This is a genomic window from Clostridium sulfidigenes, from assembly GCF_000732635.1.
GTDB lineage: Bacteria > Bacillota > Clostridia > Clostridiales > Clostridiaceae > Clostridium_J > Clostridium_J sulfidigenes.
Genome location: NZ_JPMD01000032.1, coordinates 1 through 17068, shown reverse-complemented (window position 1 = coordinate 17068; position 17068 = coordinate 1). Strand labels below are relative to the sequence as shown.

Here is a 17068-nt window from a genome sequence, read left to right as displayed (position 1 = left end):
ATGGAAATATTAAAAGTCAATGGGTTAACTAAAGTATATGCTTCATTTAAGGGAGAAAAGAAGTTAGTGCTTTAAATGGATTAAATTTCACTATTAATAGTGGTGAATTTGTAGGCATAATGGGGCCAAGTGGAAGTGGAAAGAGTACTTTACTTAACATTCTCTCAGGTGTAGATAAGGGTACTTCAGGTAATGTGGTTATTAATAATAATGATATTAGTGAAATGAAAAAGGACAAACTTGCTTTATTTAGAAGAAAAAATATTGGATATATTTTTCAAGAGTTTAATTTATTAGATAGTTTAACTGTTGAAGAAAATATATCATTACCTCTTATATTAGATAAGAAAGAGCAAAGTGAAATAGAAAATAGTTTAAATGATCTTATGAAGTATTTTAATATATTAGATTTAAAGAAAAAATATCCTTATAATATTTCAGGTGGTCAAAGGCAAAGAGTTGCCGCTGCAAGAGCATTAATTAATAATCCAACTATAATCTTTGCAGATGAGCCAACAGGAAACTTAGATTCAAAATCAGCAAATGATGTTATGACAACTATAGCCAAAATGAATGATGAAAAAAGCAGTACAGTGTTAATGGTGACCCATGATCCCTTTGCAGCTTCTTTCTGTAAAAGAATTATATTTATAAAAGATGGAAAAATAAAAATGGAAATTACCTCTGATGGGAACCGAAAGAAATTATTTGATAAAATTCTAGAAGTTCAAAGTCTTATAGGAGGAGATAATTAATGACCTTTCATGCTATCATAAAAAAGAACTTTTTCTATAATTTTTATAAATATATATCCTTCTATTTTGTTAATTCATTAATATGCGCAATGCTATTTATGTATGGTAGTTTAATGTACAATTCTGCCATAATTAAAGGTATTGGGAAAACATCAACATATGGAATAGTAAAGCTGGCATTAGTGGGAATTATCATATTTTCTATAGCTTTTATTACATATACCAATATATACTTTTTGAAAAATAGAGGTAAAGAATTTGGTGTGTATTTGACATTAGGAATGACATACAAAGATTTAACTAAAATGGTTATTATGGAAAACATCGGGGTTATGATAGCTTCTCTAGTTACTGGAATTGTTAGTGGTACAGTTTTGGGGAGAATGTTCTATATGGCTCTAAATAAAATGGTTAGTGGAGCTAATATCCAGTACACATTGAATTATGAGAGCTTTTTATTAAGTGCTGGTGTATTTGCAATAATATTTTTAGGAAATGTAATATTCAACATATTTTACCTTAGAAGTATATCTATTGTTGAAGGTATTAAAGCTGATGTAAAAAAGGAAGTTGGACATACTAATGTATTTATTGGCGTAGTAACTATATTGATTTTTGTGGCAGCTTTATATTATTTACCTATTATTATCCTAAAGGGAAATATTGAGGACGTTGCACCTATAATATTAGGATTATTTTTAGTAATTATAATTTGTCCATACATAATAATTGGTGCAATTATTACCTTAATCAAAGCTATTTTAAAGAAGTTTCCTAATATATATAATAAGAACTTGTTGGTTTTAAGCAATTTATCTCATAGATTTTTAGCATATAAAAACATATTGTTTATTACTTCTCTACTATTAGATGGAGCTATGCTATTTGTAGGATATAGTTATTCAATTTATGTTTCAACTAGGGAATATATTTCAAATGAAAATCCATATGATATTATGTTTGTTGAAAGTAACAAGTATAACAGTGTAAATAGAGAAGATGTTATAGATGTTGTTAAAGATAATGGTGGAAGCGTAAATGAATACAAAGAATTAGAATATATTGAAGTACCTGTATTTAAGGAAGAATCGGGTAATCTTAGTGTTTTAAATACTAGACATTCAGTAATTAGCCAGTCAAACTATAATAAACATATGGGAATTAATATTAATATTAAACCTAATGAGGCATTATATGTTACAGTTGAAAATGAAAGTAAAGACTATAAGATTCCAAATTTGATTTTTTTAACTCTTAAAGATAATAATCTAGAAATAGTGAATAAGTTATCACTAAACCATGGGACTTTGATAGAAAAAGAACAATTTGATGAACTAGTTAAAGAATCTCACTCTTTGAAAATAAACGCTGATAAGATTAGAAAAGAAAAAGGTGTACAATTCACTAATTTTAGATATGGTGGAGAATATGATTCAGGATTCGCATTTATTCTTAACGATAATGACTATAATATGATAAAGAAAAATGTAAAAGAAGGAGCAATTAAAAACTTACATTTAATGAATGTAAGGAATAAAGATGTTGCCTTTAAAGGGTTACTAAACTATTTAAAAGGTGTTAACGATTTAGATAGCACTTATTGGAATGAAGGTCAGTTATGGGGTGGTAAGATATCTGAGGATGAAAGAGGAACCATAGAAGCATATAGGCCACTTTATAGAGAAGAGTTAATCAGAATGCAATTAGATGATAATGGTATGTTATTATTCACTACGATTTTTATAGGAATACTATTTATTATAACTAATGGAGTAGTATTATATTATAAAGTAATTTCTGATGTTAATGAAGAGAGAAAAAGAAATAGTATCTTATTCAAAGTTGGAATCTTGGAAAGTGAAGTAAAATCGGTAATTAAGAAGGAGTTAAGAATAATTTTCTTTGTTCCCATATTTATCGGAGGAATGTTAGGAGTATATTTCTTATATATTATGGTATTTAATAGTGGGATGACTGAACTGTTAATGAAGAAGTCAATTATTACTCTTCTTTTAGAAATTTTAATTCAGTTTATATTCTATAAAATAAGCAAAAATAAATATATAAAGGAAGTCAATAGTGTTTAATCAATGGAAGATATTTCTACTAAATTTAAGGCATGGGATTATAGGATAATCACCATGCCTTAAAATCATTGTTATTAAAATATAATGGTATGAAATACAACTTATGGAATAAACCCTAAGTGCATATTAAATTACTTCCTGTGATATCTTGAACCTATTGAAAAACTGTAGAAATAACGGATTGAAATGAATAAGAACGAATGTTTGTGTTTATAATTAATATATAGCTATAAAATATATTTAATTTGAGCTCTTTTTAATATATAATTTAATTATAAAGGACGGTGCAAACTTGGAATCAACAAAGGAAAAAGTTAAACTGGATCAGGTATTAAAGTTTTTGTTTTCCACCTCTAATAAGGTTTTGATTAATCTATTGAATGGAGTCTTTGAAGAAAACTTTAATGTAGATGAGGTTAGTTTAACTGTAAGTAATAATGAGTTTATTGAGGACACTTTAGATGTATTAAGAGGAGATATGTTCTTTAAGATTTCAAAAAATGAAAATCAAAAAGCAAGTTATCACCTAGAATTTCAAACTAAAAATGATAGCACCATGATAGTTAGAATGTTTGAATATGGCTTTAAAAAAGCGAAGGAAGAAGCAGATGAAAGCAGCCATATTAAGAAGATTATTTTTCCTAAGCAAAAGGTCATATTTTTTGAAGAAAACAAAAATATAGAGGATAAATTAAGGTTAAACATAGTATTTCCGGATAGTCAAGAAATTGATTATACAGTACCAGTGCTTAAGTATTGGGAATACTCAGATAAGGACCTTATAAGTAAAAAGATGTATCCACTTATTCCACTACAATTATTTCAATTAAAAAAGGAATTAATAAAGGCAAACAAGAATAATAACATTGAAAAGATGAAAGAATTATCCTATAAGGCAAAGAAACTAGCAACAAAATTAGCTAATGAATCCAAGGAGCTCTTCGATTCTAATGAAATACTAGGAGAAGATTTCCATAAAATGCTGTTAGCAATACAAAATTTAATAGAATATCTAAATAGAAATTTTATTAAGGATGAAATTTTAGAAAATGAGGTGAGTAGAATGACAAAAACATTATATGATCCAGAGGTTGAAAAGAGGGGCATAGAAAAGGGCATGGAAAAGGGAATAGAAAAAGGAATTAATAAAGGCAAAGCAGAACTGTTAATTAAGCAATTATTAAAGAAGTTTAAAAATATACCAGCAGAGTATGAGGATAAGATAATGAATTTACCTATTAATATCATTGATAAGATTGGTATGGATATTTTTGATATAGATTCTGTGGAGGAATTGGAAGAGTATTTTAAGCTTACTAAAGTATAGCAAATGATATAAATAAGTAATAGTATTTATATCATTTGTATTGTATTTAATAAGCTTAAATAGAGAAATTGAAGTTAAGGCATGGGATTATAGGATAATAACCATGCCTTTAAAATCATTGTTATTAAAAGATAAATACTAATATTCTCTTAGATAGGAGATACCTACTACAGCATTAGATTAATAGTATATTAGTGCTTGACAAGAAAAATCATCAATGATAACATAGATACCAACGGTAGGTATGGAGGTGGATGCTGTATGGCACGAAATAAATATCCAGAAGAAACAGTTAACCTAATCTTAGAGGAAGCCTTAAAGCTCTTTATCGAAAAAGGTTATGAACACACTTCAATTCAAGATATCATCAATAATTTAGGGGGGCTTTCTAAGGGGGCAATCTATCATCATTTTAAATCCAAGGAGGAAATTTTTCAATCAGTATGTGAGAAGATTGGTAATGAAAACACGGCTTATTTCAATAAACTCCGTGATGACAAGACAATGACTGGCTATGAAAAGCTAAAAATGATGATTAAAGCCGGCTACGCTAATCCGGGTAGTAATGCGATTATAGCAATGTCAAACAAAATTATGAGTGATCCTAAATTTGTGATGAAACAAGTTATAGAAATCTATGAATTGATTGTACCATGCTATATTGAGCCTATCATCAAGGAAGGAATAAGTGATGGTTCAATTGAAACCGCTTATCCAAAGGAACTTGCTGAGGTTATCATTACGCTAATGAATATTTGGGTAAACCCTGTATTTGCAAAATCTACACCTGAAGAAATGCATAGGAAAATGGAATTTTTCAGTGTGATTTTGAATGGAATAGGAATTGATATTTTAGATACAGAGACTATCTTACAATATGTTGAGTACAGTAGTCGCTACAATGGGTAAAAATAACTGCTCCTCAGGGGGCAGAATATTTTTGGTAAAATACATACCGAACGTCGGTATACGAATGAGGAGAAGTTTATGGAACATCAATTTGCAGTGCATACAAACAGACTATGCAAGGAATTTTATGGCAAGAACGTATTAAATCGTCTAGAAATGAAAGTTAAACAGGGTGAGATTTATGGCATATTAGGCGTAAATGGAGCGGGGAAAACAACCCTCTTAAAGCTTATGGCCGGATTGCTTGAGCCAACTGAGGGTGGTGCATATGTTCTGGCAAAAAATGCTTGGACCCAAAGAGACCAGGTACTCGGTAACATCGGTAGTCTAATTGAGGTACCATATTTTTATGAGCATCTGAATGCTGCTCACAATTTGTCCATTCATCTTAGATATATGGGGATGGATGCAGATATATCAAAAGCCCTTGAACGTGTCGGTCTTGGTGATGTGGGCGATAAACCAGTATCAAAGTTTTCTCTTGGCATGCGTCAGCGTTTAGGCATTGCTAGAAGTATGATACATAGTCCCAAGGTACTGCTCCTTGACGAGCCCATTAATGGACTTGATCCTGTTGCAATTAAGGAAATGAGAGATTTATTTATTTCCCTTAAAAACCAAGGGGTGACAATTTTACTTTCAAGTCATATTTTAAGCGAAGTTATACAAACCGTTGAAAGAGTTGCGGTCATTGCAAATGGCACGTTAACCCTTGAAGCTAATGTGAAGGACTTAATTGTAGAGCATGAAAACAATCTTGAAGATTTCTTAATTGAAAAAATGAGAGGAGGAAAATTATAATGATAAAACTTATAAATTTAGAACTTGAAAGAAACAAAATTAGATCTTATATTGTGGCATCCTTTCTTATCTTGATTTTTGGATTTGGATTTTGCTTTTTAACAGCATATATACCACAAATTGAACAATCACAACAGATGATCCAAATTAGAGGTGGCGTTTCCCTGCCTACAGATTTGAGTATGTTTAGCCAATGGAATAATTTTATATCTTTGATTTCCATAGTGTTTGTTGCTGCATTCGGTGTCTTATCTGCTATCATGCACGCTAAATTTACAGTTGAAGAATATACTGGGAAAAGAGCAATTCTATTGTTCTCTTACCCGATAAAGCGAAGCAAAATTCTCTTTGCGAAATGCAGTTTTGTGTTTTTCTTCACTGCCATTGCAGTAGCTATATGTAATATTGTTGCAATCAGTATATTTGCTTTTTTCTCAAATACTTTTCACATTTTACCCAATATGTTTACAGGTGAAATGTGGCCAAACCTACTTGTTACAACAGGAGTTTCAGCACTGCTGGCTGCTTCAATAGGTCTTATAGCAATGCGTATAGGATTTTGGAGGAAGTCATTGGTAGCTACTGTAGTAACATCCTTTCTGTTAATTATTCCATTTGGCAATATGATGTCGTTTATACCTGAAAATTCTTTGCAAATCAGGCTAATAGGAATGGTTGTTTTACTAGTGTTAGGTCTTGCAGTATTTATGGAGCTGTTGTCAAAGGTAAATAAGATGGAGGCATTGTAATATGGAACAAACAAAACTATTTAATAGGAATTTTACACTTGTAGTAATTGGACAAATCATTTCAATGTTTGGTAATGCAATCTTGCGATTTGCGCTTCCTCTCTATCTTTTGCGAGAAACAGGCTCAGCATCTCTTTTTGGAATTGTAACAGCGTCCTCCTTTCTTCCCATGATTTTTCTCTCATTTTTAGGAGGTATTTTGGCCGACAGAGTGAATAAGCGAAACATCATGGTTGCACTTGATTTTTTAACGGCCATCATTGTTTTCCTATTCTTTATGGCTCTTGGAAAACTGCCCATAGTTCCTCTGTTTATTGCTGTTTTAATGTTGCTTTATGGCATTAGTGGCACCTATCAGCCAACGGTGCAAGCAAGTATTCCATTGCTGGTTTCAGGAGATAAAATTTTATCAGCAGGTGCGGTAGTCAACCAGGTTGGTGCACTGGCAGGGCTTTTGGGGCCTATTATTGGTGGTATGTTATTTGGTGCTTTTGGCATTGTACCCATCCTTCTCATTAGTATTGCTTGCTTTGCTGCCTCTGCTATAATGGAGATTTTTATACACATACCCTTTGAAAAAAGAAATAATGCAATGAAAATATCTGCAATCATAAAAAGTGACTTTCTTGACAGCACAAATTATATGAAAAAAGAAAAACCAGTCCTCATTAATATCATTGGTCTGGCTACCATTTTCAATCTGGTGCTATCATCAATGCTGATTGTTGGCATGCCTATTCTAATTATTGGCACACTTAAAATGAGTGATGAGCTGCTTGGGTTTTCACAGGGAGCCATGGCACTTGGCGGACTTTGCGGGGGAATCTTAACCGCTGTATTCAGCAAAAAACTAAAGCTTACAAGTTCACACATTTTGATGTTTCTTTGCAGCCTATCCGTGGGGGTCATGGCAATTCCACTGCTACTGGGCATGGCAAATATGGTCAGTTATGTAGTAATTACAGCCACAAGCTTTGTCATCATGGCACTTGCCACAATGTTCAGTGTACAGATGATTGCAGCAGTTCAAAGTGAAACACCGCCAGAGCTTGTGGGAAAAGTAATCGCAGTGATGATTTCTCTCTCCATGTGTGCACAACCGATTGGGCAAGCCATATATGGGGTAGCTTTTGATCAATTTTCAAATCATACAGGGATTATTCTGCTAGTGGTTGCAATTCTATCTGCAGCCATCTCCCTTACATCAAAGGATATATTCAAAAATATGGATGCATCATGATAGTTATTATTATGAGCAATTCCTCTAAAACTAATCTAAAGTCCCTACTAAAGTAAAGCTTATTTTAGTAGGGAAGTGATAATGCTCTTTTTTACGTTTTTCTATGGGCAATACAATTTGCTATCTTTTATTATTTTGCGTTACAATAAGTTTAAAATATCATAAAGTATATTTATTATGGACAAAATAAGTAAAACTGAAGGTGGCAAGGTTTATGATTTTAGATAAAGAAACTTTTTTAAGTAAATATCATCTTAAAAAAGAAGAGATTATAAAGGATGGAATAGTTTGGGACACTTTAGAAGAAATATATATGGATTTCAATATGTATAAAGAGACTTATGAGACACAAGCAGAATTTATAGCAAATACACTTAGGGCCCATAAGAAAATACATACGGTAAAATCTAGAGTAAAGGATTCTGAAAGGCTTATTGAAAAGATTATTAGAAAGACAGAGGATAGAAAATCAAAGTATGGAGAGGCTTTTCAATTTTCTGTTTCTAACTATAAAGAAGAGATAAATGATTTGATAGGTATTAGAGCCATACATATATTCAAGGATGATTGGGAAGATATACATAATTATATTCTGGGTACTTGGAAGGTTGTTGAAATAACTGCTAATGTTCGAGAAGGTGATGATACAAAAATATTTGAAGAATTAAATATACAAATTAATTCTAGAAAATCAGGATACCGTTCTGTCCATTATCTTATAGAATTTTTTCCAACTAATCAAAAGGTTATAGCCGAAATTCAAGTAAGAACCATGTTTGAAGAAGGCTATGGAGAGATTGACCATCAACTTAGATATTCTCACAAAGAGATCCCAGAGGTCTTAAAATTAAATCTTTTGCTATTTAACCGTATAGCAGGGAGTTCCGATGAGATGGCATCCTTTATAAATATGCTAAGCAAAAACTTGATGGAAATGGAACAAAAGTATGAAAAGATAATAGATCTTAAGGATAAAGAGATAGAGGATTTAAAAAGACGGGTAACGATAAATAAATAAATTGGAGTTAAGGCATGGGATTATAGGATAATCACCATGCCTTTAAAATAATTGTTATTTATTTTAAAACCTCCATATATAATACATTTTATGTTATAATATGTAAATAATATGTAAAATAACTTTAATATATAGTTATTGAAAAGGTGGTATAGAAGTATGGATGAAGTTAAATTTCAACAATGGAGTCAAATTAGAGAACATGGTCTTTTATTTTATTTTATCAGAAGAGTATTGCTTTACTGCATTATAGGTGCTTTAGTGTTTATAGTTTTAAATTTAATAACTAAATTATATTCATTTAAACAAATATTAAATCAAATAGAAATTATGAGTATAGCTATAACTTTCGCTCAATTGCTACGATGGTTTATAAATGAAAAATCTTACAAGGCATATCAAAGCTCTTTTCATAAAAACTAACACCATTTATATTTTTTACATTAAGAGGTTCAGTAGTAGCAAAAGATTTAAAAATCAGAAAGCGTTCTACACTGCAGTTAGAAATTTGTATATTAGAAAATCTTCCTAAATTGTAAAATAAGTTATATTAAAACACGTGGAGAGGGGATAAAATATGCTGTATTATTTTATTATCATTTTTGCATTAATTACAATACCATATTGGTTTATATCACTAACTTTAATATTTAAAAATAAGTTTAATAATAAATGGATACATTTTCTGCTAAAAGATCATGCTTTCAATTTAATTACATCAAATAAATATACATTTAAAACTTATATAAAGATAAAAATCACACTATTAATACAGCTTACATCATATATTGCTATTCTTATTTTTCTTATAACTATTCTGAAATCATCTGATAAGTATGCTGTGTCAATGAAATGTAATGCTATTACAGTGATTTTATTCCTTATAAGAATTATTGGTAATAATCTAATAATAAAGTATTTAGAAAATAAAGATGAAATTTTATGAAACACCATAATGGATAAAAACAATAAATTTTCAAAATACTTCAAATAATTCCTTGACCGTTCCCTAAAAATGTCATATAATGTAACTAAGCTTTTATGGAATTCGAGTTATAGATAAAAGTATTTGGTAGAAAAGACATAAATAAAAGGATATGTTAGGTTATATTAAGGGGAAATGTAGGTAAATGAGAGCTTATCTATATTATGATTAAGTAATTTAAAGGGGAAATTAGTAAAGAGAGGGGGATTAGATGTAATTGATTCAGGTGAGATGCCCAATTTGCAATAATAGATTATTCGATGTGGAAAAGAGCTATGTTGGAATGATAGAGATAAAGTGTAATAAGTGTAGAAAACTTCTGGGGGTAAAGAACAATATTAAATTAAGAAAAATAGAATTTTCATATATAATGAGTTAAGATAAAGGTTAGGCATCTGAAAATAAATAATAAGTCAAAGATGAAAAGTATATTTTGAGTTAGACAAGGAAACAGGTTCCGCAGATAGTAGCACTATCTAAGGGTTCTGTTGACGCAGTATAACACAAAATAGACGAGCATTCTGACTTATTTATTTTTTGAAGATGCCTTAATTACAATTGAATAAGAAAGTATAATAAAACATACCGAGCAATGGAGAATTAACTACCGAATAGCCGGATGGTTGCTAAATTAGCAGTCATTTGGCTATTTTTTTTATTTTAACAGAATTTAATCCTTCTAGGGTTAGTTTTTAAAGCCTTTCATTGTGGAAGGCTTTTTTTAGCATCTCCACCTAGGCTTTGAATAGCTTCATAAAAGTTTCAATGAAAAAATTTGAAGCTAGGAGAGATGAATATGAATATTAAGTATGAATTTATTACAGGTGAAGTTCAGGAGGTTATTGTACCTGATGAGCTTATTAAAGTTGTCATGGAGATAGAAAGACAGGTTTATATTAGCAATCGTAAGGAAAGTCGTAGACATAATTCTATAGAAATTATGGAGGAGCATGGTTTTTATTTTAAAGCTAAGGATATGCTAGTTACTGAGGTTGTTGAAGAAAAATTAATTAATGAGAGTCTTTATAAAGCACTAGGTAAATTATCTTTCGATAAAAGAAAGTTAATTTATCTAGTGTTTTTTCAAAGGAAAACTATTGCTTCTATTGCTAAAGATAGAGGGGTTAGTGAGACTGCTATAAGAAAATCTCTTAAAAGAATCTATAGGGACATAAAAAGAATTTTAATATATTTTTAAAAAAATTTCAAAAAATAGGTTCGGATTTGCCATTCTCGTGGCTTATATATATAAGGACTTTTTTTGAAGGAGGTTTATTTATGGATATCAATATTAATGTGAACTTTAATTGCAGGGAACTTATCAAGGTTTTAACACTGTCAGCTAGGTTTTTTCAAGCTTTGGATGAAAAGGAGTCTGAGGCTTTAGGTACTACTGGTGATTTACCTAAAGATAATGAAGAAGGACTGATTTGGAAGCTAGAGGATGTTAAGGGGGAAAGTGAGGAAAAGGATGCTAAGGAAGAAAAGGCCTCTGAGAATTTTCAGGAGTCAATAGGTAGGGAAGAAATAGAATCTGAGAATTTTAAGGAGCCAATAACTAAGGAAGAAAAACTAAAGGGACAGGATGCCTATGTGCTTTGTAAGGAGGAGGTTACTTTAGGTGACATTAGAGAAAAGTTGGCTGCTATGTCTCAAAAGGGTGATCATGAGAGGGTTCGTCAGCTCCTTATTAAGTATGGTGGTGAGAGGCTTTCAGATGTTCCAAGGGAGAATTATGTAGACTTGCTTAAGGAAGCTAATGAGGTGCAGTAAATTAATTTAATTATGAGGAGGAGTTAATTATGTCAGTTAAGGTTAATACTAAGGTTATTACAGGAAAGGTTAGGCTTTGTTATACAAATCTCTTTGAGCCAAGGATTATGGATCTTAATCAGGAGCCTAGGTATAGTGTTTGTATTCTCATTCCTAAGTCAGATAAGAAAACTTTGGAAGCTATTATAAAGGGTGTTGAAGGGGCTAAGCTATCTGGAGCTGCTCTTTGGGGTGGTAAGATTCCTATGGATTTGAAGTTGCCTCTTAGGGATGGTGATGAGGAGAGAGGTGAGCATGAGGAGTTTACCAATCATTATTTTATCAATGCCATTTCAAAGGAAAGGCCTGGGGTTGTGGATAGGAGTCTTAGGGATATTTTAGAGCCTGGAGTTGTTTATTCTGGTTGCTATGGCAGAGTTTCTATAAACTTTTATGCCTTTAATCAAGGTGGAAATAAGGGAGTTGGCTGTGGACTTCAAAATGTGCAAAAGCTTGAGGATGGAGAGTTTTTAAGTGGCAGATCTAGAGCTCAGGATGATTTTGATATGGTGGGGGATGATGATAATGAATCATGGTAAAGAGAGGCTTTTGTCTATTGATATAGAGACTTATTCTAGTAGAGACCTTAGTAAGTGTGGGGTTTATGCCTATTGTGAGGCAGAGGATTTTGAGATCCTACTTTTTGCCTATGCCTTTGATGATGAGGAGGTTAGGGTTATAGATTTAAAGTGTGGGGAGGAAATCCCTAGGGAGGTTATGGAGGCTTTAACCAGTGAAGATGTTATTAAGACTTCCTTTAATACTAACTTTGAGAGGATATGTATATCTAAGTATTTTAAATTGGAACTTGTAATAGAGCAGTGGAGGTGTACTGCTGTAAATGCTCTATTATTAGGACTTCCAGGGAGTTTAGAAGGAGCTTTAAATGCTATGGAGATGAAGGAAGGAAAGCTTAAGGAAGGTAAGGAACTGATTAAATATTTTTCCATGCCCTATAACTATGGAGATGATGGACAACCCTTACGACATGTACCAGAGGACGATTTTGTTAGGTGGCAGCTTTTTACTGTGTATTGCAGAAGAGATGTGGAGGTGGAGAGGGCTCTTAGAAAAAGGTTAAGTAAGTTTAGACTCACTCCTAAGGAAGAAAAGCTATGGCACCTGGATCAAAGGATTAATGATTATGGAATTTTAGTAGATGAGGACCTTATAGCTAGTGCTAGAGAATGTGCAAGGGAAAGCCAGGATTATATAAAAGAAGAGATGACAAAGGTTACAGGAATTGAAAATCCTAATAGTAATGAAAGGTTAAAGAGTTGGCTTTTGGATAGGGATGTTTATACAGATAGCCTTAGTAAGGAGTCTATAGAAAGGCTGTTAAACCGTGATATCAGTGATGAAATTAAGTCAGTACTGAGATTAAAGTTAATCCTTTCTAAGACCTCTATTAAAAAGTATGAAGCTATGGCTAGTGCCATGGGTAAGGATAAGAGAATTAGAGGCTTGTTTCAGTTTTATGGAGCTAGTAGAACCGGAAGATGGGCTGGGAGGCTTGTTCAGGTACAAAATCTTCCTAAGACTACTTTAGATGACTTAGATATAGCCAGAGATCTTTTGAAAAGTAGAGATTATTATGAACTGGAAATGTGTTATCCAAGTGTACCTAAGGTTCTTAGTGAACTTATAAGGTCATCCTTTATTCCTAAGGAGGGTTCTAGATTTATCATTGCAGATTATAATGCCATTGAAGCTAGGGTTATAGCTTGGCTAGCAAATGAGACTTGGAGGTTAAATGTTTTTAATTCCCATGGAAGGATTTACGAAACCTCTGCTGCTAAAATGTTTCATGTGGATGAGAAAGAGGTTACCAAGGGCAGTATTCTTAGGGAAAAGGGAAAGATTGCAGAGCTTGCTCTAGGTTATCAAGGAGGTAGGGGAGCATTGCTTTCCATGGGAGCTTTAAAGATGGGCCTTGATGATAAGGAGGTTACTAACTTAGTTATCACCTGGAGGGCTGCAAATAGAAATATTGTAAAGCTGTGGAAGAATATTGAGAGAGCTGCTTTAAAATCTGTAATCCATGGAAAGGTTGTAAAGATGCGTAATGGGATTACTTTTTCCATGGAGGATGGAATTTTGTTTGTAACCCTGCCTTCAGGAAGAAGCCTTGCCTATATAAATGCGAGAGTAAAGAGGGATTTTAGACTTAATAAAAATGTCCTTACCTATGAAGGGGTTGATCAAAATAAAAAGCAGTGGGGAGTCCTTAAAACCTATGGAGGTAAGCTTACGGAAAACATTGTACAAGCTATAGCTAGGGATTGTCTTGGAGAGGCTATGTTAAATCTTGAAAAGGCTGGATATAAATGCGTTATCCATGTCCATGATGAAGTGGTTTTGGAGGTGCCTAAGGGCTTTGGCTCTGTTAAAGAGGTGGAGGAAATCATGAGCACACCAATACTTTGGGCTATGAATTTACCTTTAACAGCTGAGGTTAATGAAAGTAGTTATTATAGAAAATTTTAAGAAAAAGGGGTATGTAAGTTATGAAGGAAAATAATATTCAAGGGGCATTAAAGTATGAAGGAAGCCTTACTCTGTCAGTGGGGAAAAGAAGAAGGGATAAGCAGTGGGATAATGTTAATGTCACATGGGGTCAGCTAATAGAAAAACTTAGTAGTACTGTTTATACCTCTGAAACCTTGGAGGAGTATAGAAATTCACCTAAGGATCTTCAGGATAATATAAAGGATGTGGGTGGCTTTGTAGGTGGTACTTTAAAGGATGGTAGAAGGACAAAGGCTTCTGTCATGGATAGGCAACTACTGACTTTAGATTGTGATTATGCCACTTCTTACCTATGGGATACCTTGGATATGTTATTTGATTTTGCTGCAGTTATATACTCTACCCATAAGCATTGCGAAGAGAGACCTAGATTTCGCCTAGTAATTCCTTTAAATAGAAGGGTGACACCTGAGGAATATGAAGCCATAGGAAGAAAGGTTGCTAAAGATATAGGCATGGATTACTTTGATGATAGTACCTATGAACCTTCTAGACTTATGTACTGGCCTTCAACTAGCAGTGATGGAGATTTTGTCTTTTACTATAAGGATGCTCCATGGCTTAATGCAGATCAGGTTTTAAATTCCTATGAAAATTGGAAGGATAGAAGTTCTTGGCCAGAATCCTCTAGGGCTAAAAAGCACAGGAGAGCTTTAGCAAATAAGCAAGGCTCTCCAAGGGAAAAGACGGGAATCATAGGAGGCTTTTGCCGTTGCTATTCCACTCCCCAGGTTATAGATAAATTTTTAAGTCATATATATATTCCTACTATGGACAAGGATAGATATACCTATGTAAAGGGCTCTACCTCTGGGGGATTAGTTATTTATCAGGAAGGAGATTTTGCTTACTCCTATCACAGTACAGATCCTATGTCAGGGCTCCTTTGTAATGCCTTTGATTTAATGAGGCTTCATAGCTTTGGACATCTAGACGAAGGAGTACCTGAGGATACACCGAGTATTAACCTTCCTTCCTATAAGGCTATGATAGACTTTGCTAGAAATGATAATCAGGTGAAGTTAACAATCGGAAAGGAACGGCTTTTGCAAGCTAAGATGGATTTTAAGGTTGAGGAAGAGCTTAATGATCATAGAGATGAAGACTTTTATAATCATAAAGAAGAAAAATTTCATAATAATGGGGAAGAGAAATGTTCCTATGATAATAAGGCGGAGGAAACTCCTTATAATAAAGAAGAGGTAAACCCTAATAATAAGGAAGCTATAGCCATGGATAAGAAGGTACGAAGAAATGACCTAAAGGAAAATGGCGAAGTTAAAGTATTTGTAGATAATCAGATGCCAAATAAGGATATAGTGGACCTTCCAAAAAATAATAAGAAAGTAGTAAATAAAAATATATGTGAAATAGTTTTAAGTGAAGAGCCTAACCAATGGATGCAGCACTTAGAGGTGGATAAGCTTGGACAGTACAAGTCCACTATAGAAAATATTAGTTTGATTCTTGAAAATGACGAAAATTTAAAGGGAAAAATAGCTTTAAATGAATTTTCCCATAGAACTGTGATTAAGGGTAATCTACCCTGGCATAGGCTTCTTAATAAAAAAGAAGGGGATCAGTGGAAGGACAGTGATGATTCATCTTTAAGGCATTATATAGAAAAGGTTTATAGGATAACTAGCCCCATGAAGATTAATGATGGTCTTTTAATTGTAGAGGAGAAAAATAAGTTTCATCCCATTAGAGATTACTTTAATTCCTTAGTGTGGGATGGAGTTAAAAGAGTGGACAACCTCTTTATAGATTACCTAGGAGCTAGTGATACCAAATATAACAGAATGGTTACAAGAAAAGCCTTAGTTGCTGGAGTGGCTAGGATTTTTAATCCAGGAGTGAAGTTTGATTATATGCTGGTTTTAGTTGGAAAACAAGGTGTAGGTAAGAGTCATATTTTAAGCCTTCTTGGGCAAAACTGGTACTCTGATTCCTTTAACACAGTGCAAGGAAAAGAAGCCTATGAACAACTCCAAGATGCTTGGATTATAGAAATGGCAGAGCTTACTGCTGCAAAAAAAGCAGAGACGGAGGCAGTAAAACACTTTATATCTAAGAGGGAAGATATCTATAGAGTTGCCTATGGAAAGAGGGTTACAAAGTTTCCAAGGCAGTGTGTATTCTTTGGCACCACCAATGAAATGGACTTCTTAAAGGATAAAACAGGGAACAGAAGATTTTGGCCTGTAATGGTAGAGAAACATAGAATTAAAAAGAATTTATGGAGAGAGGATATAAAGGCTGAAATCCACCAGATTTGGGCAGAAGCTGTGGAGCTTTGGAATATGGGGGAAGGGTTATTCTTAGAGCTGGAACTAGAAAAGCAAGCAGTTAAAATCCAAGAAAAGCACACAGAGAGAAGTTCCATGGAGGGATTGATTCATGAATACCTTGAAATGCCTCTTCCTGAAAATTGGGAGGACCTTGATGTGGCAGCTAGAAGAAGTTATATTCATGGAACTAACTTTAAAGAAGAGACAATACCTACTAAAAAAAGAGATAAAATATGTGCCATGGAGATATGGGTGGAGCTATTACAAGGAGATCCTAAATACATGAAACCTATGAATTCTAGAGAAATTAATGATGTGCTCCGTGTCCTTGAGGATTGGGAACCCTATAACATGGGCACAGGAAAGCTGAGGTTTGGTAAAAATTATGGATGTCAAAGAGCCTTTATAAGAAAGAATAATTATGAAAACACTTAGAAACTGTATCCTTGATTTCAAGGACACAGGGAAAGACACAGTTAAGGACACGCCTCAAACTTAGTAATAATAGGGGCTAACCCCCTATGTATCTATTATGTCCATGATATTCTATTAGAGCATATTTATA

Annotated in this window: 13 protein-coding genes and 1 pseudogene; all 14 read left to right on the top strand. The window is 33.0% G+C overall.

Annotated elements, in window-relative coordinates; all coding sequences use genetic code 11:
- Positions 1-755 (top strand): annotated as a pseudogene (locus IO99_RS12625) (ABC transporter ATP-binding protein).
- A complete protein-coding gene (locus tag IO99_RS12620; protein ID WP_035133972.1) occupies positions 755-2842 on the top strand; it encodes an ABC transporter permease in 2088 nt (695 codons plus the stop codon). Before IO99_RS12625 ends, IO99_RS12620 begins: the two are co-directional and overlap by 1 nt.
- A 292-nt stretch (positions 2843-3134) precedes the next feature.
- A complete protein-coding gene (locus IO99_RS12615) occupies positions 3135-4169 on the top strand; it encodes a DUF4351 domain-containing protein (RefSeq protein WP_084178173.1) in 1035 nt (344 codons plus the stop codon).
- 261 nt (positions 4170-4430) lie between these two features.
- Positions 4431-5078: a TetR/AcrR family transcriptional regulator gene (locus IO99_RS12610; RefSeq protein WP_035133969.1), complete on the top strand. Its 648-nt coding sequence runs from the start codon at positions 4431-4433 to the stop codon at positions 5076-5078.
- A 78-nt stretch (positions 5079-5156) separates the two neighbouring features.
- Positions 5157-5879: an ABC transporter ATP-binding protein gene (locus IO99_RS12605; protein ID WP_035133967.1), complete on the top strand. Its 723-nt coding sequence runs from the start codon at positions 5157-5159 to the stop codon at positions 5877-5879.
- The gene (locus tag IO99_RS12600; protein ID WP_035133965.1) at positions 5879-6628 is read left to right on the top strand and encodes a hypothetical protein; all 750 of its coding nucleotides are present in this window, start codon (positions 5879-5881) and stop codon (positions 6626-6628) included. Before IO99_RS12605 ends, IO99_RS12600 begins: the two co-directional genes overlap by 1 nt.
- Before the next feature lies 1 nt (position 6629).
- On the top strand, positions 6630-7868 hold the full coding sequence (locus tag IO99_RS12595) for an MFS transporter (RefSeq protein WP_035133963.1): 1239 nt from the start codon (positions 6630-6632) through the stop codon (positions 7866-7868).
- Positions 7869-8082: 214 nt separating this feature from the next.
- Positions 8083-8886: a RelA/SpoT domain-containing protein gene (locus tag IO99_RS12590; RefSeq protein WP_035133961.1), complete on the top strand. Its 804-nt coding sequence runs from the start codon at positions 8083-8085 to the stop codon at positions 8884-8886.
- A gap of 159 nt (positions 8887-9045) precedes the next feature.
- Entirely contained in the window at positions 9046-9309 is a 264-nt protein-coding gene (locus tag IO99_RS12585; protein WP_035133960.1) for a hypothetical protein, read from the top strand.
- A gap of 1358 nt (positions 9310-10667) precedes the next feature.
- Positions 10668-11069 (top strand): RNA polymerase sigma factor, encoded by a 402-nt coding sequence (locus IO99_RS12575; RefSeq protein WP_035133957.1) that lies wholly within the window; start codon positions 10668-10670, stop codon positions 11067-11069.
- 80 nt (positions 11070-11149) lie between these two features.
- The gene (locus tag IO99_RS18760; RefSeq protein ID WP_084178172.1) at positions 11150-11644 is read left to right on the top strand and encodes a hypothetical protein; all 495 of its coding nucleotides are present in this window, start codon (positions 11150-11152) and stop codon (positions 11642-11644) included.
- A gap of 29 nt (positions 11645-11673) precedes the next feature.
- On the top strand, positions 11674-12222 hold the full coding sequence (locus IO99_RS12565; protein ID WP_035133956.1) for a DUF2815 family protein: 549 nt from the start codon (positions 11674-11676) through the stop codon (positions 12220-12222).
- Positions 12209-14170, top strand: coding sequence for a DNA polymerase (locus IO99_RS12560; protein ID WP_035133955.1), 1962 nt, complete (start codon positions 12209-12211; stop codon positions 14168-14170). The genes IO99_RS12565 and IO99_RS12560 overlap by 14 nt, the downstream gene beginning before the upstream one ends.
- Positions 14171-14190: 20 nt before the next feature.
- Positions 14191-16938 carry a virulence-associated E family protein gene (locus tag IO99_RS18755; protein ID WP_242844127.1) on the top strand — a complete coding sequence of 916 codons (2748 nt, stop codon included), beginning with the start codon at positions 14191-14193 and terminating at the stop codon, positions 16936-16938.
- Positions 16939-17068 lie beyond the last annotated feature (130 nt).

Excerpts from the sequence above, each read along its gene's own strand:
- IO99_RS12620 (WP_035133972.1), top strand. The coding sequence starts at position 755 with ATGACCTTTCATGCTATCATAAAAAAGAACTTTTTCTATAATTTTTAT.
- IO99_RS12610 (WP_035133969.1), top strand. The coding sequence starts at position 4,431 with ATGGCACGAAATAAATATCCAGAAGAAACAGTTAACCTAATCTTAGAG.
- IO99_RS12605 (WP_035133967.1), top strand. The coding sequence starts at position 5,157 with ATGGAACATCAATTTGCAGTGCATACAAACAGACTATGCAAGGAATTT.
- IO99_RS12600 (WP_035133965.1), top strand. The coding sequence starts at position 5,879 with ATGATAAAACTTATAAATTTAGAACTTGAAAGAAACAAAATTAGATCT.
- IO99_RS12595 (WP_035133963.1), top strand. The coding sequence starts at position 6,630 with ATGGAACAAACAAAACTATTTAATAGGAATTTTACACTTGTAGTAATT.
- IO99_RS12590 (WP_035133961.1), top strand. The coding sequence starts at position 8,083 with ATGATTTTAGATAAAGAAACTTTTTTAAGTAAATATCATCTTAAAAAA.
- IO99_RS12585 (WP_035133960.1), top strand. The coding sequence starts at position 9,046 with ATGGATGAAGTTAAATTTCAACAATGGAGTCAAATTAGAGAACATGGT.
- IO99_RS12575 (WP_035133957.1), top strand. The coding sequence starts at position 10,668 with ATGAATATTAAGTATGAATTTATTACAGGTGAAGTTCAGGAGGTTATT.
- IO99_RS18760 (WP_084178172.1), top strand. The coding sequence starts at position 11,150 with ATGGATATCAATATTAATGTGAACTTTAATTGCAGGGAACTTATCAAG.
- IO99_RS12565 (WP_035133956.1), top strand. The coding sequence starts at position 11,674 with ATGTCAGTTAAGGTTAATACTAAGGTTATTACAGGAAAGGTTAGGCTT.
- IO99_RS12560 (WP_035133955.1), top strand. The coding sequence starts at position 12,209 with ATGAATCATGGTAAAGAGAGGCTTTTGTCTATTGATATAGAGACTTAT.
- IO99_RS18755 (WP_242844127.1), top strand. The coding sequence starts at position 14,191 with ATGAAGGAAAATAATATTCAAGGGGCATTAAAGTATGAAGGAAGCCTT.